We start from the raw sequence: 22,855 nt of genomic DNA on the forward strand, positions 1-22,855 counted from the left end.
CTTTTTCAGTCCGTCAACACCTTCGTTCGAATAAATCGTTCGGCGGTGGTGGCGTCCCTGTGTCGCTGAAGCCCCTTGGTGGCGACCCCTGCGACGGGGGAGGTGAAGTATGTCCCTTTCGCTCTGCTTTGGGAAGGGGGTGTGAGCATTTATTTCACACCGCCATGCATTTGTTCATGCATGGCGGTGCCGGAGCCCTTGTGCGGGCTCAGCCCACCAGCAGGCGGACGCGGGCAAAGGTGCGCTTGCCCACCTGCAGCAGGCCTTCGAAACCGGGCTGCAGCACCTGCTGGCCGTCTTCGACGACTTCGCCATCCACCTTCACCGCGCGCTCCTTGAGCTTGCGGTTGGCTTCGGAGTTGCTCGGGGTCAGCCCCGCAGCGGTCAGCAGGGCGGCGATACGCAGGCCCTCGGCCGGCACCACTACGTCCTGCAACGGCAGCTGGGTGATGTCGCCCTGCCCGGTCACCGCGGCATTCCATCCGGCCACGGCCTGCTCGGCGGCGGCGGCATCATGGAAGCGGGTGGCCAGTTCGCGGGCCAGCCGCAGCTTCACTTCACGCGGGTTGAGGCCGCCCGCCGCCACCTGCTCACGCAGGGCCAGCGCCTCGGCCTGGCTGATGTCGAAGGACAGCAGCTCGATCCAGCGCCACATCAAGGTGTCGTCCACCTTCATGGTCTTGGTGACGATGTCGATGGCCGGCTCGCTCACACCTATATAGTTGTGCAGCGACTTGGACATCTTGTTGACCCCGTCCAGGCCCTCCAGCAGCGGCATGGTCAGCACTACCTGCGGCTTCTGCCCGTGGTGCTCCTGCAGGCCGCGGCCCATCAGCAGGTTGAACTTCTGGTCGGTGCCGCCCATCTCCACGTCCGCTTCCAGGGCAACCGAGTCATAGCCCTGCACCAGCGGGTACAGGAACTCATGGATGGCGATCGACTGCTGGGCGGCATAGCGCTTGGCGAAGTCATCGCGTTCCAGCATGCGCGCCACGGTGTGCTGGCCGGCCAGGCGGATCATGTCCGCCGCGCCCATCTTGCCGAACCACTCCGAATTGAAGCGCACTTCGGTCTTTTCGCGATCCAGCACCTTGAACACCTGCTCTTCATAGGTGCGCGCGTTGGCCAGCACGTCCTCGCGGCTGAGCGGCTTGCGGGTAAGGCTCTTGCCCGACGGGTCGCCGATCATGCCGGTGAAGTCGCCGATCAGGAAGATCACCTGGTGGCCGAGGTCCTGGAACTGGCGCAGCTTGTTCAGCAGCACCGTGTGGCCCAGGTGCAGGTCCGGCGCGGTGGGGTCGAAGCCGGCCTTGATCCGCAGGGGCTTTCCGCTTTCCAGGCGGGCGCGCAGGTCGTCGACCTTGAGGATCTCGTCGGCACCGCGGCTGATCAGGGCAAGGGCTTCATCGATGGAGGACACGTTCACTACTCCCGGCAACGCCGTTTCTTCTTGTGGGGTGTTAAGAGCAAGTTAACCGCATCGGCTTCACAAAAGCCAATAGGCACAAGGGTTTGACGCGGTTTTCATAGGTGTCTATGGTAACCGGCGATCCAGCCCGTGCTCCCGGGCCAGCCAGGAAAACACCTCTGATGCTCAATACCGATCACGGCCGCGCGCGCAAACAGCGCTTCAAGGAACGGCTCCACGTCCTGCACGACAACGCCCTGCACCGGAAGCTCAGGCAACACCTCCCCGCTGCCTTCAACGAACGCTGGACCCGTCGCCACTGGGTCCATGCCAGTCTGTTCGCGACCATCGGCATGCTGGTCGCCACCATCGTGCCGGGCTTCTCCAGCACCATCGAGACCCCCTACCCCAACGCCCATACCAGCCTGGCGCTGCCGTTGCCGCCGCTGGCGCACGCCCGCCAGCAGGCGACGCCCGGCGACAGCTGGCAGGTGCTGCGCGTGCAGCGCGGCCAGACCCTGAGCGACCTGTTCGACGAAGCCGGGATCCCGGCGACCACCCTGCACCGCGTGCTGGACCATCCGGGCACCCGCGAGGCGCTGGTCAAGCTGCGCCCGGGCACCGAGATCGCCTTCGACATGCCGCTGTCCGGCGAGCTGCGCAGCATCCGCTTCAACCGCGACGAGGCCAACCGGGTGGAACTGGCGCTGACCGGCGACAGCATCAAGGAAACGGTCACCAAGCGCGAGACCAGCACCCGCACCGTGGTCACCAGCGGTGAGATCACCAGTTCGCTGTATGCCTCCGCGCGCAAGGCGGGGCTGTCACCGTCGGCGATCGCCACGATGACCGACGAGATCTTCAAGTACGACATCGACTTCTCCAAGGACCTGCAGCCGGGCGATCGCTTCAGCGTGGTCATGGACGAAACCTGGCGCGAAGGCGAGCGGGTCGACACCAGCAAGATCCTCGCCGCCACCTTCACCAGCGGCGGCAAGACCTATTCCGGTTTCCGCTTCGACCGCAATGGCAAGGCCGAGTACTTCGACCTGGATGGCCGCCCGCTGAAGAAGAGCTTCATCCGCATGCCGATCCAGTTCGCGCGGCTGAGCTCCACCTTCGGCGCGCGCCGCCACCCGGTGCTGGGCAAGATGCGCATGCACAAGGGCGTGGACTACGCCGCCCGCACCGGCACCCCGATCATGGCCGCCGGTGATGCCCGCGTGCAGTTCGCCGGCACCCAGCGCGGCTATGGCAACGTGGTGATCCTGGACCATGGCCGCGGCCACACCACGCTGTACGGGCACATGTCGCGCTTCGGCAGCATCCGCACCGGCCAGCGCGTGGCGCAGGGCACGGTGATCGGCTATGTCGGCTCCACCGGGCTGGCCACCGGCCCGCACCTGCATTACGAATTCCGCGTCAACGGCGAGCACCGCAATCCGCTCAGCGTGACCATGCCGCCGCCGGAACCGCTGAAGGGTGCCGAGCTGGTTGCCTTCCGTGCGCAGACCTCGCCGGCGATGGCACGCATCCAGGGCATGGAGAAGATGATCTATGCCGATGCCAGCCCCGCGCCGAAGGCAGCCGACACCACCACCGAAGTGGCCAGCACCGCGCGCGGCAGCACCGGCAGCAAGCGCGGCTGAGGCACCGATCCCTCACGTTGACGAGCATCGACAGGGCGCCCAAGCTGGCGCCCTTGTTGTTCGTGGAGGTTCCATGGCTGCTTCGTTCGACCCCGCCCTGCCGCTGTACCTGGGCCTGATGTCCGGCACCAGCGCGGATGGCATCGATGCCGCGCTGGCGCAGTTTCCCGTCGATGGCGGCTGCCGCTTCGTCGAAGGGCTGACCCTGCCATGGGACCCGGTGCTGCGCGAGCGGCTGGTGGCGCTGGGCCAAGGCGGCGAACTGGCTTCGCTGGATGAGCTGGGTGATGTCGATGCGCGCATCGGCCTGGCCTTCGCGGCTGCGGCGGTGGCGTTGCTGCAGCACAGTGGCGTGGACGCGGCCCAGGTCAGGGCGATCGGTTCGCATGGACAGACGGTGCGTCACCGGCCCTCGGCGTCGCCGGCCTTCACCCTGCAGCTGGGCGATGCCAACCGCATCGCCGAGCACACCGGGATCACCACCGTGGCCGACTTCCGTCGGCGCGACGTAGCCGCCGGGGGACAGGGCGCGCCGCTGATGCCGGCCTTCCACCTGGCGATGCTGGGCACAGCCGACGAAGACCGCGCGGTGCTCAACCTGGGCGGGATCGCCAACCTGACGCTGATCCCGCGCGAAGGGACGCTGCTCGGGTTCGACACCGGCCCGGCCAATGCCCTGTTGGACGCCTGGTGCGAGCGGCATACCGGCCGCACCTACGATGCCGACGGCGCGTTCGCGGCCAGCGGGGTGGTCGATGCGGGCCTGCTGGCGCGCTGGCGCGACGACCCGTGGTTCGCCCTGCCACCGCCGAAGAGCACCGGACGCGAGCAGTTCCACCTGGCCTGGGTGCAGCAACAGATCGGCGACGGCCAGCACGTGGCCGCGGACGTGCAGGCCACCCTGCTGGAGCTGACCGCGGTGACCGTGGCCGATGCGCTGCTGCGCACCCTGCCCGGCGCCCGCCGGGTGCTGGTGTGTGGCGGCGGCGTGCGCAATGGTCATCTCATGCAGCGGCTGGCGGCGCGCCTGCCCGGCGTGGTGGTGGAATCCAGCGCGCGGCATGGGCTGGACCCGGACTACCTGGAAGCGCTGGGCTTTGCCTGGCTGGCCCAGCGCACATTGGACGGCCTGGCCGGCAACCTGCCCAGCGTCACCGGTGCCGCAGGGCCGCGGATCCTCGGTGCGATCCATCCGGGCTGAGCCGGTGCGGGCTCCACCGGGCGCGGCCCGGCGCTGACGAAGGGTCAGAAGCCGTGTCCGGCGGGCAGCGCCTGCAACGCGGCGATGGCCTCGGCCAGCGCATCCACTTCGGGATCGGCGAAGCCGCTGCGTACTTCCAGTTCAGTGGAAAACAGCCCCTGCTCCAGCACCGCCACGCAGGTCTGGGCCTGCGTCCAGCCGCGCGCGACCGCCAGCCGCGCTATCCGGTCCAGGATCATCGGGTCTACTTCCTGCAGCAGCAGGTCCGCCATGCTTGTTTCCCCATTCCAGGGCACCGCCCCCACGGTGCCGACAGGCGATCATCCCGCACCGCGCCCGCGCAGGCAATCAACCGGCGGCGGGGACGCTGCGGTCTGACAGGCGCGGCCACAACCAGGCCAGCAACAGCAGGGTCGGCACCACGGTGACCGCGCTGAGCAGGAAAAACGTGCTGTAGGACGTGGCCTCGACGAGGTAGCCGGACACGCCGCCGACGAACTTGCCCGGCAGGTTGGCCAGCGACACCAACAGCGCGTACTGGGTGGCGGTGAAGTTGCGGTCGGTCAGCGAGGACATGAAGGCCACCAGCACGGTGCCGGCAAAGCCCTGGAACAGGTTGTCGGCACTGAGCGCGGCGTAGAACGCCCACAGCTGGCCGGGATTGTGCGCCATCAGCAGGAACGCCAGGTTGGACAACGCCACGCCCAGGGCGGCGACCAGCAGCATGCGCCGGAAGCCGAACGCGGCCACCGCGATACCGCCAAGGAAGGCGCCGCCGATTCCCATCCAGACCCCGAACAGCTTGGAGACGGTGGCGATGTCGGCTTTGTCGAAGCCCGAATCGAGGTAGAACGGCCCGGCCATCACCCCGATCACCTGGTCGGGGAACTTGAACAGGCCGACGAAGGCCAGCAGGCCGACGGCCAGTGCCACCCCGTTGCGGGTAAAGAAACTGGCGATCGGCTGGATGAAGGCTTCGGCCACGTCGATGCGGCGCTGCACGAGCGCCTCCGGGCGTGCCGGCTCACGGCAGAACACGGTGGTGAGGATCGGCAGCAGCATCAGCGAGGCCATTGCCAGGTAGGCCACGATCCAGCCTTCGAACTGCGCCAGGTACAGGGCCCCGGCACCGGCCAGGATCAGGCCGATGCGGTAGCCCAGCGTGTAGGTGGCGGCCAGCGCGGCCTGCGAGGCGTCCGGGGCGATCTCGATACGGTAGGCATCGACCACCGAATCCTGGGTGGCGCCGGCGAAGGAGGCGACGAGCACCCAGCACACCAGCGGTGCGACCCCCTGTTCCGGGCGTACGAAGGCCAGCGCGACCAGCCCCGCCAGCACCAGTACCTGCGACGCCAGCAGCCACGACCGGCGCCGCCCCATGAAGGCCAGCAGCGGCAGTGCATAGCGGTCCAGCACCGGCGCCCAGAGGAACTTCAGCAGGTAGAAAAAGCTGGCCAGGCTGATCAGGCCGATGCTGCCCAGGTCCAGGCCGACGTCGCGCAGGCGGGTGGACAGGGTCTGCGAAGCGATCAGCAGGAACGGCAGTCCACTGCCGAACCCGAGCATGGCCATGGTCAGCGCCGAAGGCGTGCCGAACGCCCGCTTGATGCCGGCCCAGCCCTTGTAGGACACCGGCGCGGCGGTGCCGGTCACGGCGCGTAGTCCACGCAGAACGGGGCGTGGTCGGAGAAGCGTTCGTCGCGGTAGATCGAGCAGCCGCGCAGGCGATCACGCAGGCCCGGGCTGACGAACTGGTAGTCGATGCGCCAACCGACATTGTTGGCGCGCGCCGCGCCGCGGTTGCTCCACCACGTGTAGTCCTCGCCGGTGGGGTGCAGCACGCGGTAGGCATCGGCCCAGCCCCGTCCGCTGGCCAGGTCGGTGGCCTGGCCGTGGTCGGCGCACAACGCATTCAACCAGTCGCGCTCTTCCGGCAGGCAGCCGGAATTCTTCTGGTTGGACTTCCAGTTGCGGATGTCCAGCGCGGAACGGACGATGTTCCAGTCCCCGCACAGCACGTAATCGCGGCCACTGTGCAGCCACTGGTCGAGGATCGGCCGCAGCCATTCCATCACGTCGAACTTGAAGCCCTGGCGCAGGTCGCCGGAACTGCCCGACGGGATATAGAAGGAGACCACGCTGAGGTTGCCGAAGCGCGCTTCGATATAGCGGCCTTCCTCGTCGAACGGCGCCCAGCCCAGCGAGGTGATGACCTGGTCGGGCTCACGCTTGCTGTAGATCGCAACCCCGCTGTAGCCCTTCTTGGTGCTGGCATCGCGGTAGAAGCAGTGGTGGCCATCCGGGCGGAACATCGGATCGGACAACTGGGCCTCCTGGGCCTTGGTTTCCTGCAGGCACAGGACATCGGCGTCCTGTGCGCGGAACCAGTCGAGGAAGCCCTTGCTGGCGGCCGAACGGATGCCGTTGGCGTTGAAGCTGATGATGCGCATGCGGTCGATTCAGGGTGGCAGCGGAAACCGGCCCAGCATACCGGTTCACGGCCGATGCGCCGACCGTGGAAGGACGCCGGGCCCGCCTTCTAGTACGCTTTACCCTCCAAGATGAAGATAGATTGAGTCAGATGAGCGACCATCGTCACCGTTTCCTGCAGTTGGCCCTGAGCGCCGACGCCCTGCGTTTTGGCCAGTTCACGCTGAAGTCCGGCCGGCTGAGCCCCTATTTCTTCAATGCAGGCCGTTTCGACTCCGGGTCGAAGATGGCCCAGCTGGCCCTGTGCTACGCCGATGCGATCGACGATGCCGGCCTCAAGTACGACGTGGTGTTCGGCCCGGCCTACAAGGGCATCCCGCTGGCCACCGCGATGGCCTGCGAACTGGCCCAGCGCGGCCGCGACCTGCCGCTGTCGTTCAACCGCAAGGAAGTGAAGGATCACGGCGAAGGCGGCCAGCTGATCGGCGCGGACATGACCGGCAAGCGCGTGCTGATTGTCGATGACGTCATCACCGCCGGCACCGCGATCCGCGAGGCGATGGCCATCATCCGTGCCGCCGGCGGCATTCCGGCCGGCATCGTGGTGGCCCTGGACCGCCAGGAGATCGCCTCGGAAACCGATCCGCGCTCGGCGGCGCAGGCCGTGGCCGAAGAAGCCGGCATTCCGGTGATTGCCGTAGCGACGATGGCCGACCTGCTTGATTTCGCGTCCGGAAACCCGGAACTTGTCGGCTACCGGCAGCCGCTGGCGGACTATCGGTCCCGATATGGCAGCCGTCCGACGCACTGAACGACCCAAGGGGGTGGTCGCCATGTTGAGGAATCTGTCCATCATCGCTGCCTTGCTGCTGGCCACGCCGTGCGTGGCCAGCGCGCAGCAGTCCAAGCGCCCGGCCAGGAGTGCCGAGGCGCAGGCGAAGAAACTGTATTGCTGGAACGAAGGCAGCGAGCGCATCTGCAGCGATGCCTTGCCTGCCGAGGCGGTCAACAACGCACGCGAGGAGTTCAGCGCGCGCAGCGGCCTGCGCAGCGGCCAGGTCGACCGCGCGCTCAATGAAGACGAGCGCGCCAACGCGGCGGTGGCGGAGGCCCAGGCGCGGCTGGACGCGATGGCGCTGCAGACGCGCCAGCGCACCGAACAGGCGATGCTGTCCACGTATAGCAATGAAGCAGAGCTGCGCCGGGTGTTCACCGAGCGCGTCGGCATCCTGGACAACAACATCAACACCGCGCGCTACAACGTGGCCAGCCTGCGCGATGCGCTGTTCACCGCCCTGGCCGGCGCCGGTGACAACGAACTGGCCGGACGTCCGGTCGCCGAAAAACCGGCGGCCACGATCCGCAAGCGCCATGGCGAACTGCTCGCGCAGCAGCGCATGCAGGCCACCTTCGAACGCCAGCGCGTGGAGCTGGATGCGGAGATCGAAGAAACCGTGCAGCGTTTCCGCCTGCTGAAGGGTGTTACGCCGGAGGCGTGACGGAGAGCGTGGTGCCTTCGTAGTGGGTCGCGGAGTTCGAATTACCGGGATTGGGCCGGGCGGTGGGGCTGCGCGGGGGACGGCAAGAGCCGCTCCTGCGGGCCTCGTTTCGCGCCCTCCATGGCGCTCAACGCCCCCGCCCAGCCCACCGCCCGGCCCTGTGACCTGTCCCGTGGCGCCCACCCAGGGAAAAAGAGAGATCAAAAGCAGGGGTCAGGGTCCTTTCGCTGCGCGAAAGGACCCTGACCTCGTCCCCAGCGCTGACAGGTGAAGGGAGCCCCTGAGTCAGGGGCGGCCGCGAAGCGGCGGGGTGTGGGTGATGGTGAGACGGGGCCCACGGTTTGCGCAGCAAAGCGTGGGAGCGGCAGCGCGAATGCGCTGGCGTGGACCCGTGCCATGGATGGCACGAAACGAGGCCCGCAGGAGCGGCATTTGCCGTCCCCCACCAACCCCTCCCGCCCTGCCCCCACCCCAGCAAACCGGCTTCCAGCGGCCCACCACGAGGGGCTCCGCCGTTCGCCCAGTGTTTACGCTGATTTTATGCAGCGGTAGCAGCCCGCCCATGGAGGCTTTACGCTTGCCAGGCGGACCATGACGGCCTGAGGTGGAGCGGTTCCACCAGGACGATCACCGTCATGTCTTGTCTGTCGCGTTATGGCCTTTCTTCCCGGGCGGGGTGCTGAGCATGCCCGGCTGGCTCTCCCTGCTGAGTGGCGTACTGGTGCTGGTCGCCGCCGCCTACCTGGTCTACGCCGTGCTGCGGCCCGAAGCATTCTGACGGGCCACGGACATGACCGGAATCCTCCTTCTCCTCGCCACCAGCGTGCTGCTGGCCTGGCCCCTCGGCCTGTACCTGGCGCGGGTGATGCGCGGCGCGCCGATGCGCATCGACCCGCTGTTCCACTGGATTGAAAAACCGCTTTACCGCCTGTTGGGCGTGGATCCCGCGCACGGCATGTCCTGGCGTGGCTACGTCGGGGCGTTCGTGCTCAGCAACGTGGTCATCGCGCTGCTGACGATGGCCGTGTTCATGACCCAGGCGTGGCTGCCGCTGAATCCGGACGGCATCGCCAACCTGCGCTGGGACACCGCGCTGCACACCATGGTGTCCTTCCTGACCAACACCAACCAGCAGCACTATTCCGGGCAGGCACAGCTTTCCTACCTTTCGCAGATGACCGGCATCACCGGCCTGCAGGTGGTCACGCCGATGATGGGCCTTGCACTCGCGGTTGCCACCCTGCGCGCCCTGTTCGCCCCACCGCGGCAGGACGTGGTGGCCGAGGGTGACCGCCGCATCGACGTCGGCAACTACCATGCCGATGTACTGCGGCTGTGCGTGCGCTTCATGCTGCCGCTGTGCCTGCTGTGGACGGTGCTGCTGGCCAGCCAGGGCGTCCCGTCCACCTTCGCCGCTGGCCCGCAGGCCACGCCGATGGATGCAACGGCCGGCATGCAGGAACAGAAGATACCGCTTGGCCCGGTCGCGGCGATGGTGGCGGCCAAGCAGCTCGGCGCCAACGGCGGCGGCTGGTACGGCCCCAACAGTGCCTTCCCGCTGGAAAACCCGACCGCGCTGTCGAATGCACTGGAACTGGTCGGCATCCTCCTGATCCCGATCGCGATCATCTTCATGATCGGCTCGTTCACCGGCCGCCGCCGCTTTGGCTGGCTGGTGCTGGGTTGCATGGCCAGCATGTCGGTGGTGTCGATCGCGGCCACGGTGTGGCTGGAAGGCCATTCGCCCACCGCGGCCAGCGCTCTGCTGATGGAAGGCAAGGAGGTGCGGCTGGGCAGCGATGCCACCGCGCTGTGGGCAGCGGTCACCACCCAGGTATCCAACGGCTCGGTCAACGGCATGCTCGATTCGATGAGCCCGATGGCCAGCGCCGTAGCACTGGTCAACATGCTGGTCAGCGCCATCTGGGGCGGTATCGGCTGCGGGCTGCAGCAGTTCATCGTCTACCTGCTGCTGGGCGTGTTCCTGGCCGGGCTGATGACCGGCCGCACCCCTGAACTGCTGGGACGCAAGCTGGAAACCCCGCAGGTGCGCCTGCTGGCCCTGCTGGTGCTGCTGCAGCCGATCACCCTGCTCACCCTCACCGCGATCACGCTGGCGGTGCCGGGCCTGTCGGGCACCTCCAACCCGGGATTCCACGGCATCAGCCAGGTCTTCTACGAATACGCATCGGCCTACGCCAACAACGGCTCCGGCTTCGAGGGGCTGGGCGACAACACGCCCTGGTGGAACCTGACCTGTTCACTGGTGCTGCTGCTGGGGCGCTTCCCGCTGCTGGTGGTGCCGCTGGTGATCGCCGCGCAGCTTGCGGCCAAGCGTCGCGCGCCGGAATCACCGGGCACGCTGCAGATCGAAACGCCCACCTTCGCCCTGACCCTGCTCAGCGTGATCGTCATCCTGACCGTCCTGCAGTTCCTGCCGGTTCTGGTGCTTGGCCCGGTGGCCGACCACCTCAGCCTTGGCCTGCATTGAGGCACTCCCCATGAATACTGTCGTGACTTCTCCGCTGCCGCGCCGTCCGGCGCTGCTGGATGGCGCCGGCTTCCGCCGTGCGCTGATTGATTCCTTCCGCAAGCTCTCGCCGCTGCACCTGGTGCGCAGTCCGGTGATGGCCGTGGTCATGGCCGGCACGCTGCTCGCGCTGGTGGTGACCCTGAGCGGCAATGCGCCGATGGGCTTCGGGCTGGCCGTCAGCGCGATCCTGCTGCTGACCGTGCTGTTCGGCAATTTCGCCGAAGCCGTGGCCGAAGCCCGCGGCCGTGGCCAGGCCGCATCGCTGCGGCGCGCCCGCCAGGACCTGGTGGCGCGCCGGCTGCAGTCCGCACATCCCGCTGCGGCGCAGGAACAGGTAGCCGCGGCCGAACTGCGCCCGGGTGACCATGTACTGGTCGGCGAAAGCGAGCTGGTGCCGGCCGATGGCGAGATCGTGCAGGGGCTGGCGACCATCAACGAAGCCGCAGTGACCGGCGAATCGGCGCCGGTGCTGCGTGAGGCCGGCACCGACCGCTCCGGCGTGATCGGCGGTACCAAGGTACTGTCCGACCAGATCGTGGTGCGGATAACCGCCGAACCCGGGCACAGCTTCCTCGACCGGATGATCGCGCTGGTGGAAGGCGCCAACCGGCAGAAGACGCCCAATGAAGTGGCGCTGACCCTGCTGTTGGCGGCGATGACGCTGACCTTCCTGGTGGTGGTGGCGACGCTGCCGGCGATCGGCGCATCGGTCGGCGTGAGCGTTGATCCGCTGCTGCTGATCGCGCTGCTGGTGTGCCTGATCCCCACCACCATCGGAGGCCTGCTGCCGGCCATCGGCATCGCCGGCATGAACCGTGCGCTGGCGGCCAACGTGCTGGCCAAGTCCGGCAAGGCGGTCGAAGTGGCCGGTGACATCGACGTGCTGTTGCTGGACAAGACCGGCACCATCACCCACGGCGACCGCCAGGCCACCGCCCTGCACGCGCTGGCCGGGGTGGACGTGGCCCGGCTGCGCGAGGCGGCACTGCTTTCCTCGCTGGCCGACCCGACACCGGAAGGCAAGTCGATCGTGCGCCTGGGCCGCGAGCAGGGCTGCCGCAGCGCCGAGCCCGAGCATGCGCACTACACCGCCTTCAGTGCGCAGACGCGCATGTCCGGCGTGGACCTGGACGGCGGCCGCAGCATCCGCAAGGGTGCGGCCGATGCGATCCGCGCGCACGTGCAGTCGCTTGGCGGCGAAGTGCCGGCCGAACTGACCGGGCGCGTGGAACAGGTCGCACGCAACGGCGCCACGCCGCTGGTGGTGGCCGAAGGCCGCCATGTACTGGGCGTGGTCGAACTGTCCGACGTGGTCAAGCACGGCATGCGGGAGAAGTTCGCGCAGCTTCGCGCGATGGGCATCCGCACGGTGATGATCACCGGTGACAACCCGTTGACCGCCGCGGCGATCGCTGCCGAAGCCGGGGTGGACGATTACATCGCCGAAGCACGCCCGGAAGACAAGCTGGCACGCATCCGCCAGGAACAGGCCGGTGGGCGACTGGTGGCCATGGTCGGCGACGGTACCAACGATGCGCCGGCGCTGGCACAGGCCGATATCGGCCTGGCGATGAACTCCGGCACCCAGGCCGCGAAGGAGGCCGGCAACATGGTCGATCTGGATTCGGATCCGGCCAAGCTGCTGGCCGTGGTGGAAGTGGGCAAGCAGCAGCTGATCACCCGCGGCGCACTGACCACCTTCTCGCTGGCCAATGACGTGTCCAAGTACTTCGCGATCCTGCCGGCACTGTTCGCCGCTACCGTTCCGGGCATGGCCACGTTGAACGTGATGGGCCTGTCCAGTCCGCGCAACGCGGTGCTGGCCGCGTTGATCTTCAACGCCCTGGTGATCCCGGCGCTGATTCCGCTGGCACTGCGCGGGGTGCGTTTCCGCCCGGCCACGGCAACCACCCTGCTGCGGCGGAACATGCTGGTGTACGGGCTCGGCGGCGTGCTGCTGCCGTTCGTGGCGATCAAGGCAATCGACTTCCTGCTGATGACGGTATCTGCTGCATGAACACTTCAACGACCCCTCCGGTATCCGCCCTCGTTCCGCCGCGGGCACTGGCGCGCGCCGCTGCCGAACGCGAGTCCCGCCTGCAGCACACCGCGCGCTGGCGTCCGGCGATCGTGCTCGGCGTCGGCAGCCTGCTGCTGGCCGGCGCGCTGTATGCGGCCGCCGCTACCGGCCTGGCGCGGCTTGCGTTCCCGGCGCAGTCCGATGGCAGCCTGATCGTGGATGGCGATGGCCGCGTGCGCGGCTCGGCCCTGCTGGCCCAGCCGTTCACCGGTGACGGCTGGTTCCAGCCGCGGCCGTCGGCGGCGGGCCACGATCCGATGGCGGCGGCAGGCTCCAACATGGCGCGCAGCAACCCGGCGCTTGCGACGCGCGTGGCCGATGCCACCGCCGCCGTCGCCCTGCGCGAAGGCATCGCGCCCGCGCAGGTTCCCGCCGACCTGGTGACGCAGTCCGGCAGCGGGCTGGATCCCCATCTGTCACCGGCGGCCGTGCAGGTGCAGCTGCGCCGCGTGGCGCAGGCACGTGGGCTGTCCGAAGCGGAGCTGCAGGCCATCGTGCAGGCGCATGTCGAGGGCCCGCAGTGGGGGATGCTGGGCCAGCCGCGGGTCAACGTGATGGAACTCAACCGGGCGCTGGAGCAGGCCACCCATGCGCGGTGATGCCATGCGACGGCCTGCTGGCGCACAATCGCCGGCATGACCGATACCCGCAGCCGACAGGCCGACGCCCTCATCGAAGGCCTGCAGCGTGACGCCGGGGGGCGGCTGACCGTGTTCCTCGGCGCTGCGCCGGGCGTCGGCAAGACCTACGCCATGCTGGCACGCGCGCAGGAGCAGCTGCGCCGTGGCGTGGACCTGGTGGTCGGCGTGGTCGAAACCCACGGGCGTGCCGAAACCCAGGCCCTGCTGCAGGGCCTGCCGGTGGTTGAACGCAGGCAGGTTGCCTACCGCGACCGGCAGCTCGAAGAGATGGACCTGGATGCCATCGTGCAGCGGCGCCCCGCGCTGGTGCTGGTGGATGAACTGGCGCATCGCAATGCGCCGGGCAGCCGCCACGAGCGGCGCTGGCAGGATGTGATGGAGCTGCTGGATGCAGGGATCGACGTCTGGACGACGGTCAACATCCAGCACCTGGAAAGCCTCAATGACGTGGTGCTGCGGATCACCGGCATCCGGGTCAGCGAAACCGTGCCCGATGGCGTGCTGGACCGCCTGCATGACATCGTGCTGGTCGACCTGCCACCGCGCGAGCTGATCACGCGGCTCCAGCAGGGCAAGGTCTATGTGCCGGAACAGGCATCGCAGGCGCTGCAGTCTTACTTCACCACCGCCAACCTGACCGCCCTGCGCGAGCTGGCCATGCAGGAAGCCGCCGACCGCGTGGACAGCAGCCTGCGCGAGGTGCGTGCGGCCGGTGGCGAAGGCGCCCTGCCGCTGCGCCGGCGCGTGCTGGTGGCGATCGATGGCGGCGGCCAGAGTGAATACCTGGTGCGCGTGGCGCGGCGCATCGCCGAGCGCCGCGATGCGCCGTGGACGGTGGTCACGGTGCAGCGGCGTCGTGCCGACCAGGCCACGCAGCGCGAGATCGACAGCGCGTTCGCGCTGGCACGCCGGCTCGGCGCCGATGCCGAAGTACTGCACGGATCCAGCGTCGCCGACGCACTGCTCGACCATGCCGCGCACAATAACGTATCCACGCTGGTGCTCGGCCGCACGCGCGAACGCCCGCTGGCGCGGATGCTCAACCGCACGCTCACCCAGCAGTTGATCCAGCATGGGGCGCATTACGAGATCACCATCATCAGCACGCCGCGCGCGCGGGCACGCGCACGCCGCGATCGCCTGCTGGCGCCGGTGCCGGGCCACGCGCCGGAGCTGGCACAGGCGGTGCTGGCCTGCGCGTTGGCCTGTCTGGTGGCCTGGGTCGCCGAACGCTGGGTCGGCATGGCCGACCTGTCGATGGTGTTCATCGTGGCGGTGGTGCTGGTGGCCGCGCGCACCCGCGCCAGTGCCGCGGTACTGGCTGCCGGCCTGTGTTTCCTGGCCTACAACTTCCTGTTCATCGCCCCGCGCTTCACCTTCGCGATCAGCGCGCGGCAGGGCGTCATCACGGTCTTCCTGTTCCTGGCCGCCGCGCTGGTGGCGGGCCGGCTGGCGTCACGACTGCGCATGCAGGTCATCGCCCTGCGCGCGGCCAACCGCCATGCCCATGCGCGCCAGCAACTCGGCCGACAGCTCAGCAGTGCCGCCAGCAACGAGGCGGTGGCGAATGCGGGACGACAGGCACTGGAACAGGCCCTGGATGCCCCGGCGTGGCTGCGCATCGGCAGCGACGTGACGGCCAGCGGCAGCGCGGTGCCCGGCGATACCGACCTGGCCGCCGCGGACTGGTCGCAGCGCCACGGGCAGCCCAGCGGGCGCTATACCGATACGCTGGCAGGCGCGCGGTGGTGGTGCCTGCCGCTGCTGGACGGCGAGGCCCGTTGCATCGGCGTGGCGGCACTGCAGTTTGCGCCGGCGCTGGCGCGGCTGGCACCGGAACAACGCCAGCTGGCGATGGCGATGGTGGACGACATCGCGCAGGCCGCGCTGCGCACCCGGCTGGTGGCCGAACTGGAGCAGGCACATGTCAGCAACGAGACCGAGCGGCTGCGCTCGGCGCTGTTGTCTTCGGTGTCGCATGACCTGCGCTCGCCGCTGGCGGCGATGATCGGCTCGGCCGACAGCCTGGCCAGCTACGGCCAGGCAATGGATGCGGCGGACCGTCGGTCGCTGCTGGACACCATCATGCTGGAAGGCGAACGACTGGACCGCTACATCCAGAACCTGCTGGACATGACCCGGCTGGGCCATGACGGACTGAAGATCAACCGCGACTGGATCGGCGTGGACGAACTGGTCGGCTCGGCCGCACGCCGGCTGCAGCGCTACCAGCCGGAGGTGAAGCTGCAGCTGGACATCCCGGCTTCGCTGGGGCCGATCTGGGTGCATCCGGCACTGGTCGAACAGGCGCTGTTCAACGTGCTGGAGAATGCCGCGAAGTTTTCCCCGCCCGCTGCACCGGTCAGCGTCAGCGCGCGGCTGCAGGACACCGGGCTGGTGATCGACGTGATGGACCGTGGGCCCGGTATTCCAGCCGACGAACGCGCGCGCATCTTCGACATGTTCTACAGCGTGGAGCGCGGGGACCGCGGCCGCCATGGCACCGGCCTGGGACTGGCGATCTGCCAGGGAATGATCGGTGCGCACGGTGGCAGCGTACAGGCGCTGGCAGGCGAGCACGGACGCGGTACGCTGATACGCATCTCCCTGCCCCTGCTCACTCCTGCCGGTCACTTCGATGCCCCTGACGCCTGACAGTACGTCCTCGATCCCGCCCGCCTGCGTGCTGGTGATCGACGACGAAGCGCAGATCCGCCGCTTCCTGGACATCAGCCTGCGCGCGCAGGGCTATCGGGTGCTGCAGGCGGCCAGCGGCCAGGAAGGACTGGAACGGCTGGTCGGCGAGAACGTGGACCTGGTGATCCTGGACATCGGCCTGCCGGACATGGAGGGCCACCAGCTGCTGGCCGAACTGCGGCAGTGGAGCCAGCTGCCGGTGATCATGCTGACCGTGCGCGCGGGCGAAGCCGAGAAGGTGCGTGCGCTGGATGCCGGCGCCAATGACTACGTGACCAAGCCGTTCGGTACGCAGGAGTTGATGGCGCGGGTGCGGATGCTGCTGCGCACGCGTGCGGCACCGCTGGATGGACAGCCGCCGGTGTTCGATGACGGGCACCTGCGGATCGACCTGGTGCATCGCGCGGTGGCGCTGGACGGGGTGCCGGTGACGCTGACGCGCAAGGAGTATTCCCTGTTGTCGCTGCTGCTGGTCAATGCCGGCCGGGTGGTGACCCAGCCGCAGATCCTGAAGGAAATCTGGGGGCCGACGCACCAGCACGATACGCATTACCTGCGGATACTGGTCGGCAAGCTGCGGCAGAAGCTGGGCGATTCGGCGCTGGAGTCGCGGTATGTGTTCACCGAGCCCGGCGTGGGGTTGCGGTTCAAGGGGTGAGATTTTCGCCGGCGTGGAGCTGATGCATGGCTGAGGCGGGGGCAGGCCCCTGCACAGGACACGCCGCAAGTACGTCCATGTAGGCTTGTGTTCGGCTCCTGCCTCACACAGTCCCGTGCAGGGGCCTGCCCCCGCCTCCGGCAGGTTCTCCGCGCGCGGTGGGGGGAAGGGCGTGGTAGCGCCGGGCCGTGCTCGGCGGGATGCTGGGCGGAGGGCTGGCCGCTGCGCTCGCCGACCATGGGTCGGCGCTACCGGGGATCCTTCTGCGCCGCGTGGGCGCTGTCTCAGAAGCCGAGGTCCTGGTCGCCGAGCAGGGGCTGCAGCTGGGTGCGGAACTGGGCCTTGATGCGCTCAAGCGCCTCTTCGGTATCGGCTTCGAAGCGCAGTACCAGTACCGGGGTGGTGTTGGAGGCGCGTACCAGGCCCCAGCCATCGGCGAAGTCCACGCGCAGGCCATCGATGGTGGAAATGCGGCCGCCCACGAACGGGTTGTCCCCGGACTGCGCTGCGCTCACCACCAGTGAAACCAGCGCGTGCGGCGTGCCATCGGCCACCGGCACCTTGATCTCCGGGGTGGAGATGCTCTGCGGCAGCTCTTCAAGCACTTCCTGCGGGGTTTCTTCGCGCAGTGCGAGGATTTCCAGCAGGCGCGCAGCGGCGTACAGGCCGTCATCGAAACCGAACCAGCGCTCGCGGAAGAAGAAGTGCCCGCTCATCTCGCCGGCCAGTTCGGCATCGGTCTCCGCCATGCGGGCCTTGATCAGCGAATGGCCGGTCTTCCACATCATCGGGCTGCCGCCGTGGCGCAGCACGAAATCGGCCAGCTTGCCGGTGCACTTGACGTCGTAGATCACCATCGCGCCGGGGTTGCGCAGCAGCACGTCGGCGGCGAACAGCATCAGCAACCGGTCGGCGAAGATGATCGTGCCGTCCGGAGTGACCACGCCGAGGCGGTCCCCGTCACCATCGAAGGCGATGCCGAGGTCGGCGTCGAAGCGCTTCACCGTCTGCACCAGGTCCTGCAGGTTGGCCGGTTCGCTGGGGTCGGGATGATGGTTGGGGAAGGTGCCATCGACATCGCAGTACAGCGGGATGACATCGGCACCGATGGCTTCCAGCAGCGGCTGCACCAGCGCGCCGGCCACGCCGTTGCCGGCGTCGGCCACCACCTTCAGCGGCCGCTCCAGCTGCACGTCGTCGGCGATCCGGCGCACGTAGTCATCGTTGACCTCGCGCTGCTGGTAGTTGCCCGGCGATGACGCCTGCGCCAGCCGGCCTTCGACGATGCGCTGGTAGAGGGCGGTCACCGCATCGCCGGACAGGGTCTGCCCGGCGATGACGATCTTGAAGCCGTTGTATTCGGGCGGGTTGTGGCTGCCGGTCACCGCCACGCAGCTGCCGGTGCGCAGGTGGTGGCTGGCGAAGTACACCACCGGCGTCGGCGCCAGTCCGATATCGATGACATCGCAGCCGGCGCGGCGCAGGCCTTCGGCCAGGCCAGCGGCCAGTTCCGGACCGGACAGGCGGCCATCGCGGCCGATCACCACTTCGCGCAGGCCCTGCGCCAGCACTTCACTGCCGATCGCCTGACCGATCAAGGCCGCGACCTTGGGGGTCAGCTCCTCGCCGACCACGCCGCGGATGTCGTAGGCGCGGAAAATGCCCGCCGCCAGGCTTGCAGCCAGGGGCGGCGGCTCCAACGCGGCGCCGGCGCCCGGTTCGGCCGCTGCGGCAGTGGGCAGCTCGGCGGCAGACTGCGCCAGACTCTCGCTCAGGGTCGGTCCCTGTTCTTCGGTGCCTTCGCGCGCGGCCCGCCGGGGCAGCGGCAAGCGGGACTTGCCGACCAGCAGCAGCACCGCGATCAGCACCAGCAGCAGCGCCACGATGGACGCCGCCAGCGCGCCCAGCCCCAGCGGGCCGGGTTCGATCGACGGCACCCCGGCGGCCAGCCGCAGGCTGCTGTTGGCCAGCGGCCGCGCCAGGACTTCACCACTGTCGGCCAGCTTGCGGTCGCCGCGTTCAAGCACGTTGTAGCTGCCCTGGCGCAGGGCCAGGTAGCCTTCGGCCGGTGCACGCACCGCATCCAGCGGGCCGGTGAGCTGCATCAGCGGCTGCCGCACGTAGACCAGCGCCAGGCCGTCGGACCCCAGCGGCACGCTCGCGGCCAGGCCCAGCCGCGCGCCGCCGGCGTCGCGCACCACGCGCGCCACGGGTTCCTCACTGACCAGCGCCGCCTCCAGCAGCGCCAGCCGGGCATAACCAAAGGCGGCCGGATCGGCATAGGCGGTCTCCAGCGAAGCCGGCCAGACCTGCACTTCTTCCACGCCGGTCCAGGTTTCGCGCAGCGCCAGCGCCGCAGCGGCGCCGTCCCCGGCAGCAAGTGCCTGTTCAACGCGTGCGGACTTCAGGTGCTTGCCGAACTGCAGCAGTTGACCGTCGAGCGCCTTCTGCAGGCCCTGCAAGGCGGTATCGCGCGCCTGTTCCAACTGGGTGCCGGTGTTGGCCTGGCGCCACTGCTGCACCGCGCTCCAGCCGAACAATCCCGCCAACAGCAACAACATCGCCGCCAGCAGCGGCCCCGTACGTCCCGTGACCGCCACGCCCTTCCCCTTGCTGCCGATCATCCTGTCCCCCGAGTCAGCGCACTCCGGTATGCCCGAACCCACCCGAGCCCCGCGTGCTGTCGGTGAAAGTATCCACTACCTGCAGGGCAACACGCACGATGGGAACGACAACCAGCTGTGCGATGCGGTCGCCGGGTTCGATGGTGAAGGCCTCGCGGCCCCGATTCCAGACACTGATCAGCAGCGGTCCCTGGTAATCGGCGTCGATCAGGCCGGTGCCATTGCCGAGCACGATGCCGTGCCGATGGCCCAGCCCGGAACGCGGCAGGATGATCGCGCACAGGTTCGGATCGGCCACGTGGATCGCCAGGCCGCTGGGAACCAGGGCGGTATCACCCGGCGCCAGCACCAGCGGCGCTTCGGTTGCCGCGCGCAGGTCCATGCCGGCACTGGCTTCGGTGGCATACGCCGGAAGCGGCCAGCTGTCGCCGAAGCGCGGATCCAGCAGCTTCACCTGCAGCGGCTGCAGCGAGGGAGGAACCGGGTGCGATGCAGCGTTCATGCGGTCAGCCTTTGCGCGATGAGCGCGAGCAGTTGCGTGGCCAGCTCGGTCTTGGAGGTGGCCGGGAATACCTGTTCACCGTCCTGCCAATAGGCCGTGGCGGCGTTGTCGTCACTTTCGAAACCCGCGCCGGCCTGGCCCACCTGGTTGGCGATCACCAGGTCCAGCCGCTTGTCCACCAGCTTGCCGCGCGCGTATTTCTCCACGTCGTGGGTTTCCGCGGCGAAGCCCACCACCAGTTTCAGCGATTGGGTCTGGGTGGCCACCTCGGCCAGGATGTCCGCGGTGCGCACCAGTTCCACCACCAGCGACTGGCTGTCGACGGTCTTCTTCAACTTCTGCGGTGCGACCTGGCGCGGGGTGTAATCGGATACGGCAGCGGCACCGATGTAGATATCCGCAGGCAGCGCGCCGAGCACGGCATCGCGCATCTGCGCGGCCGAACGCACGTCGATCCGCTGCACGCCCGCCGGCGTCGGCAGGTTCACCGGACCACTGACCAGCACCACCTCGGCACCGAGCCGGGCCGCCGCCGCGGCAAGCGCATAGCCCATCTTGCCGCTGCTGCGGTTGCCGACGTAGCGGACCGGGTCGATGTCTTCGTAGGTCGGTCCGGCGCTGATCAGCAGGCGCAGCCCGGCCAGCGCGGAAGGGCCCGGCGCGGACGCGTTGTCGGCGGCGCCCGCACTGCGTTCGATGTCCACCAGCGCGGCCACGATGTCGTCCGGCTCGGCCAGGCGCCCGGGACCGGACTCGCCCTCCGCCAACGGCCCGTCCACCGGCCCCACCACCTGCGCCCCGCGCGTACGCAGCAGGACGATGTTGGCCTGGGTGGCCGGGTGCAGCCACATGCGATGGTTCATCGCAGGGCATACGGTAAGCGGGGCGGTGCTGGCCAGGCAGAGCGTGGTCACCAGGTCATCGGCATGGCCCTGGGCAAGGCGTGCCAGCAGGTCGGCGGTGCCCGGGGCGACGACGATGCGATCGGCCCAGCGCGCCAGTTCGATATGCCCCATTGCCTGTTCTGCCGCGCTGTCCCACAACGTGGTGCGCGTAGGCTGGCCGGACAGGGCCTGGAAGCTCAGCGGGGTGACGAACTGCTGGGCACCGGCGGTCATCGCCACCTGCACCAGCGCCCCGGCATCGCGCAGCCGACGGACCAGCTCCAACGCCTTGTAAGCCGCGATTCCGCCGCCCACGCACAACAGCAGCCTGCGCCCTTCCAGCGGACGCTGCCGCGCCGGGGAAGTCTTGGGTGAGTCAGCCACCGGGGAAATCCTATGCACGCAAAGACATTAGCTTAGCCGAAAGCCCCGTAGTGCCCCTATTCGGGGAGATATGACCGACGGATATAAGTACATGTATGCCAGCATTTAACGATGCCAGTTGTCGCGTCATCCGCTTGCATCAAGCGGCTGCCGGGACCTGCTCCGCCGTACTGCAGGACCCTACCGTGCACATCCGCACCATCATCGCCGACGACCATCCGATCATCCGATCATCCTGCATGGCGCACGCGTGGTGCTGGAAAACGCCCACATCGATGTGGTCGGCGAAGCCTCCGGTGGCACCCACCTGCTCGCGCTGCTCGACCGCCAACCGTGCGACGTGGTGCTGACCGACCTGACCATGCCCGGCAAGGGCCCCGATGGACCCGAGCTGCTCGACTGCATCCGCGTGGCGCACCCCTGCCTGCCGCTGGTGGTCCTGACCGGCACCGCCAGCCCCACCGTGCTGATCACCCTGCTGCGCTGCGGGGTGCACGGTGCGCTGGACAAGGCCGCCGACTTCGACGAACTGGCACAGGCGGTACGCAGCGCCGCTGCCGGCCAGACCTATGTTTCCCAGCACCTGCGCTCGCATCTCGAAGCCCGCGACCTGGCCCACCGGGCAACGCCGGCGTCGTTGTCGCAGGGCGAGCGTGATGTGCTGGAAGGCCTCGGTCGCGGCATGAACCTCAGCATGATCGCCCAGCAGCGGGGACGCAGTCCGAAGACCGTCAGCCGGCAGAAATCCGACGCGATGCGCAAACTCGGGCTGACTGGAAACCACGAGCTCCACGCCTTCCTGCGCACTTACCCGATCAAGGGCTCGCGCCCCTCCTGACACGCCGTGCTGGATCTGTCCCATGGGCCGCCGCCGCGTGCCCGGCCACACTGGGGGCCATGACGATCCATGACTGGCCCGCACCGGAACGCCCCCGCGAACGCCTGCTCTCGCAAGGCCCCGGCGTGCTGTCCGATGCGGAACTGCTGGCCATTTTCCTCGGCTCGGGCACGCGCGGACGCGATGCGGTGCAGACCGCACGCGACCTGCTGGTCCAGCATGGCCCGCTGCGCAGGTTGCTGGACCTGCCCGCCCCGCAGCTGGCCCGGCTGCCCGGGCTGGGGCCGGCACGCAGCTGCGCGCTGGCGGCGGCCATGGAACTGGCGCAACGGCATCTCGCTGCCCAGCTGGTCCACGGCGACTGCGTGGGGCAGTCACCGGCGGTGGCCGCCCGCTTCCTGCAGCACCGCCTGCGCGGGCGTCCGAACGAGGTCTTCGCGGCCCTGTTCATGGACAACCAGCACCGTCTGCTGGCGTATGAAGAACTGTTCCAGGGCACGGTCAATGCCGCGTCGATCTACCCGCGCGAAGTGGTCCGCCGGGCGCTGGCGCTGAACGCGGCCGCGGTGATCGTCAGCCACAACCACCCTTCCGGTGATGCCGAACCGTCGGCCGCCGACCACCAGGCCACCGCTGAACTGCAGGCCTTGCTGGCCCACCTGGATGTCCGCCTGCTGGACCATCTGGTGATCGGTGAAGGCGCGCCGGTGTCGTTTGCTGAACGGGGCTGGCTCGGGCCGGCCGGCGCCCCACCGCCGCGGCGCTGAGCTGCCGCAAGCCCTGCCGGCGCGCCCGCGTGCCCGGCAGCGGGGCTGCGGCCCGCCGCG

General features: G+C 68.7%; 19 protein-coding genes. 12 read left to right on the forward strand and 7 right to left on the reverse strand.

Going from position 1 to position 22,855, the window contains the following annotated elements; all coding sequences use genetic code 11:
* Nucleotides 1-208: 208 nt before the first annotated feature.
* Nucleotides 209-1,420, reverse strand: a complete 1,212-nt coding sequence (tyrS, locus tag RTX79_RS10400) for a tyrosine--tRNA ligase (protein WP_312683605.1) — start codon at nt 1,418-1,420, stop codon at nt 209-211.
* Between the two features lie 170 nt (nt 1,421-1,590).
* On the opposite strand from tyrS, the gene RTX79_RS10405 reads away from it, so the two are divergent.
* Nucleotides 1,591-3,057, forward strand: a complete 1,467-nt coding sequence (locus RTX79_RS10405; protein WP_312683607.1) for a M23 family metallopeptidase — start codon at nt 1,591-1,593, stop codon at nt 3,055-3,057.
* A gap of 73 nt (nt 3,058-3,130) precedes the next feature.
* A complete protein-coding gene (locus RTX79_RS10410; protein ID WP_309688736.1) occupies nt 3,131-4,258 on the forward strand; it encodes an anhydro-N-acetylmuramic acid kinase in 1,128 nt (375 codons plus the stop codon).
* 44 nt (nt 4,259-4,302) lie between these two features.
* Here RTX79_RS10410 and RTX79_RS10415 read toward each other — a convergent pair whose 3' ends face one another.
* The 3 genes from RTX79_RS10415 to RTX79_RS10425 form a co-directional block, all read right to left on the reverse strand.
* Nucleotides 4,303-4,530, reverse strand: a complete 228-nt coding sequence (locus tag RTX79_RS10415; protein ID WP_057687537.1) for a hypothetical protein — start codon at nt 4,528-4,530, stop codon at nt 4,303-4,305.
* A 76-nt stretch (nt 4,531-4,606) separates the two neighbouring features.
* Entirely contained in the window at nt 4,607-5,911 is a 1,305-nt protein-coding gene (locus RTX79_RS10420; protein WP_312683612.1) for an AmpG family muropeptide MFS transporter, read from the reverse strand.
* Nucleotides 5,908-6,708 carry an exodeoxyribonuclease III gene (locus RTX79_RS10425; RefSeq protein WP_057687539.1) on the reverse strand — a complete coding sequence of 267 codons (801 nt, stop codon included), beginning with the start codon at nt 6,706-6,708 and terminating at the stop codon, nt 5,908-5,910. Before RTX79_RS10425 ends, RTX79_RS10420 begins: the two co-directional genes overlap by 4 nt.
* A 131-nt stretch (nt 6,709-6,839) precedes the next feature.
* Here RTX79_RS10425 and pyrE point away from each other — a divergent pair, with 131 nt between their 5' ends.
* The 8 genes from pyrE to RTX79_RS10465 all read left to right on the forward strand — a co-directional run bounded on the left by pyrE (nt 6,840) and on the right by RTX79_RS10465 (nt 16,796).
* On the forward strand, nt 6,840-7,499 hold the full coding sequence (gene pyrE, locus RTX79_RS10430) for an orotate phosphoribosyltransferase (protein WP_042615474.1): 660 nt from the start codon (nt 6,840-6,842) through the stop codon (nt 7,497-7,499).
* Nucleotides 7,500-7,521: 22 nt separating this feature from the next.
* Nucleotides 7,522-8,187 carry a hypothetical protein gene (locus RTX79_RS10435; protein ID WP_312683614.1) on the forward strand — a complete coding sequence of 222 codons (666 nt, stop codon included), beginning with the start codon at nt 7,522-7,524 and terminating at the stop codon, nt 8,185-8,187.
* Between the two features lie 685 nt (nt 8,188-8,872).
* The gene (locus RTX79_RS10440) at nt 8,873-8,965 is read left to right on the forward strand and encodes a potassium-transporting ATPase subunit F (protein ID WP_042613345.1); all 93 of its coding nucleotides are present in this window, start codon (nt 8,873-8,875) and stop codon (nt 8,963-8,965) included.
* A 12-nt stretch (nt 8,966-8,977) separates the two neighbouring features.
* Nucleotides 8,978-10,678: a potassium-transporting ATPase subunit KdpA gene (gene kdpA / locus RTX79_RS10445; RefSeq protein ID WP_312683617.1), complete on the forward strand. Its 1,701-nt coding sequence runs from the start codon at nt 8,978-8,980 to the stop codon at nt 10,676-10,678.
* Between the two features lie 10 nt (nt 10,679-10,688).
* Complete coding sequence (gene kdpB / locus RTX79_RS10450) at nt 10,689-12,737, forward strand: potassium-transporting ATPase subunit KdpB (RefSeq protein WP_312683619.1); 2,049 nt, start codon at nt 10,689-10,691, stop codon at nt 12,735-12,737.
* Entirely contained in the window at nt 12,734-13,399 is a 666-nt protein-coding gene (gene kdpC / locus RTX79_RS10455) for a potassium-transporting ATPase subunit KdpC (protein WP_312683620.1), read from the forward strand. Before kdpB ends, kdpC begins: the two co-directional genes overlap by 4 nt.
* A 36-nt stretch (nt 13,400-13,435) precedes the next feature.
* On the forward strand, nt 13,436-16,096 hold the full coding sequence (locus tag RTX79_RS10460) for a sensor histidine kinase KdpD (RefSeq protein ID WP_312683622.1): 2,661 nt from the start codon (nt 13,436-13,438) through the stop codon (nt 16,094-16,096).
* Nucleotides 16,080-16,796 carry a response regulator gene (locus tag RTX79_RS10465; protein ID WP_123699857.1) on the forward strand — a complete coding sequence of 239 codons (717 nt, stop codon included), beginning with the start codon at nt 16,080-16,082 and terminating at the stop codon, nt 16,794-16,796. Before RTX79_RS10460 ends, RTX79_RS10465 begins: the two co-directional genes overlap by 17 nt.
* Before the next feature lie 284 nt (nt 16,797-17,080).
* Here RTX79_RS10465 and RTX79_RS10470 read toward each other — a convergent pair whose 3' ends face one another.
* The 3 genes from RTX79_RS10470 to coaBC form a co-directional block, all read right to left on the reverse strand.
* Nucleotides 17,081-19,357, reverse strand: coding sequence for a phosphomannomutase/phosphoglucomutase (locus tag RTX79_RS10470; protein WP_312683785.1), 2,277 nt, complete (start codon nt 19,355-19,357; stop codon nt 17,081-17,083).
* Between the two features lie 76 nt (nt 19,358-19,433).
* Nucleotides 19,434-19,922, reverse strand: coding sequence for a dUTP diphosphatase (gene dut, locus RTX79_RS10475; protein WP_057687433.1), 489 nt, complete (start codon nt 19,920-19,922; stop codon nt 19,434-19,436).
* Complete coding sequence (gene coaBC, locus RTX79_RS10480; RefSeq protein WP_312683628.1) at nt 19,919-21,190, reverse strand: bifunctional phosphopantothenoylcysteine decarboxylase/phosphopantothenate--cysteine ligase CoaBC; 1,272 nt, start codon at nt 21,188-21,190, stop codon at nt 19,919-19,921. Before coaBC ends, dut begins: the two co-directional genes overlap by 4 nt.
* A gap of 232 nt (nt 21,191-21,422) precedes the next feature.
* On the opposite strand from coaBC, the gene RTX79_RS10485 reads away from it, so the two are divergent.
* Together RTX79_RS10485 and radC are read left to right on the forward strand one after the other, a co-directional pair.
* The gene (locus RTX79_RS10485) at nt 21,423-22,028 is read left to right on the forward strand and encodes a response regulator (RefSeq protein WP_428695994.1); all 606 of its coding nucleotides are present in this window, start codon (nt 21,423-21,425) and stop codon (nt 22,026-22,028) included.
* Nucleotides 22,029-22,087: 59 nt separating this feature from the next.
* The gene (radC, locus tag RTX79_RS10490; protein WP_312683630.1) at nt 22,088-22,795 is read left to right on the forward strand and encodes a RadC family protein; all 708 of its coding nucleotides are present in this window, start codon (nt 22,088-22,090) and stop codon (nt 22,793-22,795) included.
* The last annotated feature ends 60 nt before the right edge of the window (nt 22,796-22,855 follow it).

This window comes from Stenotrophomonas chelatiphaga (assembly GCF_032054965.1).
In the GTDB taxonomy this organism is placed as follows: Bacteria; Pseudomonadota; Gammaproteobacteria; order Xanthomonadales; family Xanthomonadaceae; genus Stenotrophomonas; species Stenotrophomonas chelatiphaga.

Bases quoted from the DNA above. Each gene is read 5' to 3' on its own strand.
- RTX79_RS10405 (WP_312683607.1), top strand. From the start codon at position 1,591: ATGCTCAATACCGATCACGGCCGCGCGCGCAAACAGCGCTTCAAGGAA.
- RTX79_RS10410 (WP_309688736.1), top strand. From the start codon at position 3,131: ATGGCTGCTTCGTTCGACCCCGCCCTGCCGCTGTACCTGGGCCTGATG.
- RTX79_RS10415 (WP_057687537.1), bottom strand. From the start codon at position 4,530: ATGGCGGACCTGCTGCTGCAGGAAGTAGACCCGATGATCCTGGACCGG.
- RTX79_RS10425 (WP_057687539.1), bottom strand. From the start codon at position 6,708: ATGCGCATCATCAGCTTCAACGCCAACGGCATCCGTTCGGCCGCCAGC.
- pyrE (WP_042615474.1), top strand. From the start codon at position 6,840: ATGAGCGACCATCGTCACCGTTTCCTGCAGTTGGCCCTGAGCGCCGAC.
- RTX79_RS10435 (WP_312683614.1), top strand. From the start codon at position 7,522: ATGTTGAGGAATCTGTCCATCATCGCTGCCTTGCTGCTGGCCACGCCG.
- RTX79_RS10440 (WP_042613345.1), top strand. From the start codon at position 8,873: ATGCCCGGCTGGCTCTCCCTGCTGAGTGGCGTACTGGTGCTGGTCGCC.
- kdpA (WP_312683617.1), top strand. From the start codon at position 8,978: ATGACCGGAATCCTCCTTCTCCTCGCCACCAGCGTGCTGCTGGCCTGG.
- kdpB (WP_312683619.1), top strand. From the start codon at position 10,689: ATGAATACTGTCGTGACTTCTCCGCTGCCGCGCCGTCCGGCGCTGCTG.
- kdpC (WP_312683620.1), top strand. From the start codon at position 12,734: ATGAACACTTCAACGACCCCTCCGGTATCCGCCCTCGTTCCGCCGCGG.
- RTX79_RS10460 (WP_312683622.1), top strand. From the start codon at position 13,436: ATGACCGATACCCGCAGCCGACAGGCCGACGCCCTCATCGAAGGCCTG.
- RTX79_RS10465 (WP_123699857.1), top strand. From the start codon at position 16,080: ATGCCCCTGACGCCTGACAGTACGTCCTCGATCCCGCCCGCCTGCGTG.
- RTX79_RS10470 (WP_312683785.1), bottom strand. From the start codon at position 19,357: ATGTTGTTGCTGTTGGCGGGATTGTTCGGCTGGAGCGCGGTGCAGCAG.
- dut (WP_057687433.1), bottom strand. From the start codon at position 19,922: ATGAACGCTGCATCGCACCCGGTTCCTCCCTCGCTGCAGCCGCTGCAG.
- radC (WP_312683630.1), top strand. From the start codon at position 22,088: ATGACGATCCATGACTGGCCCGCACCGGAACGCCCCCGCGAACGCCTG.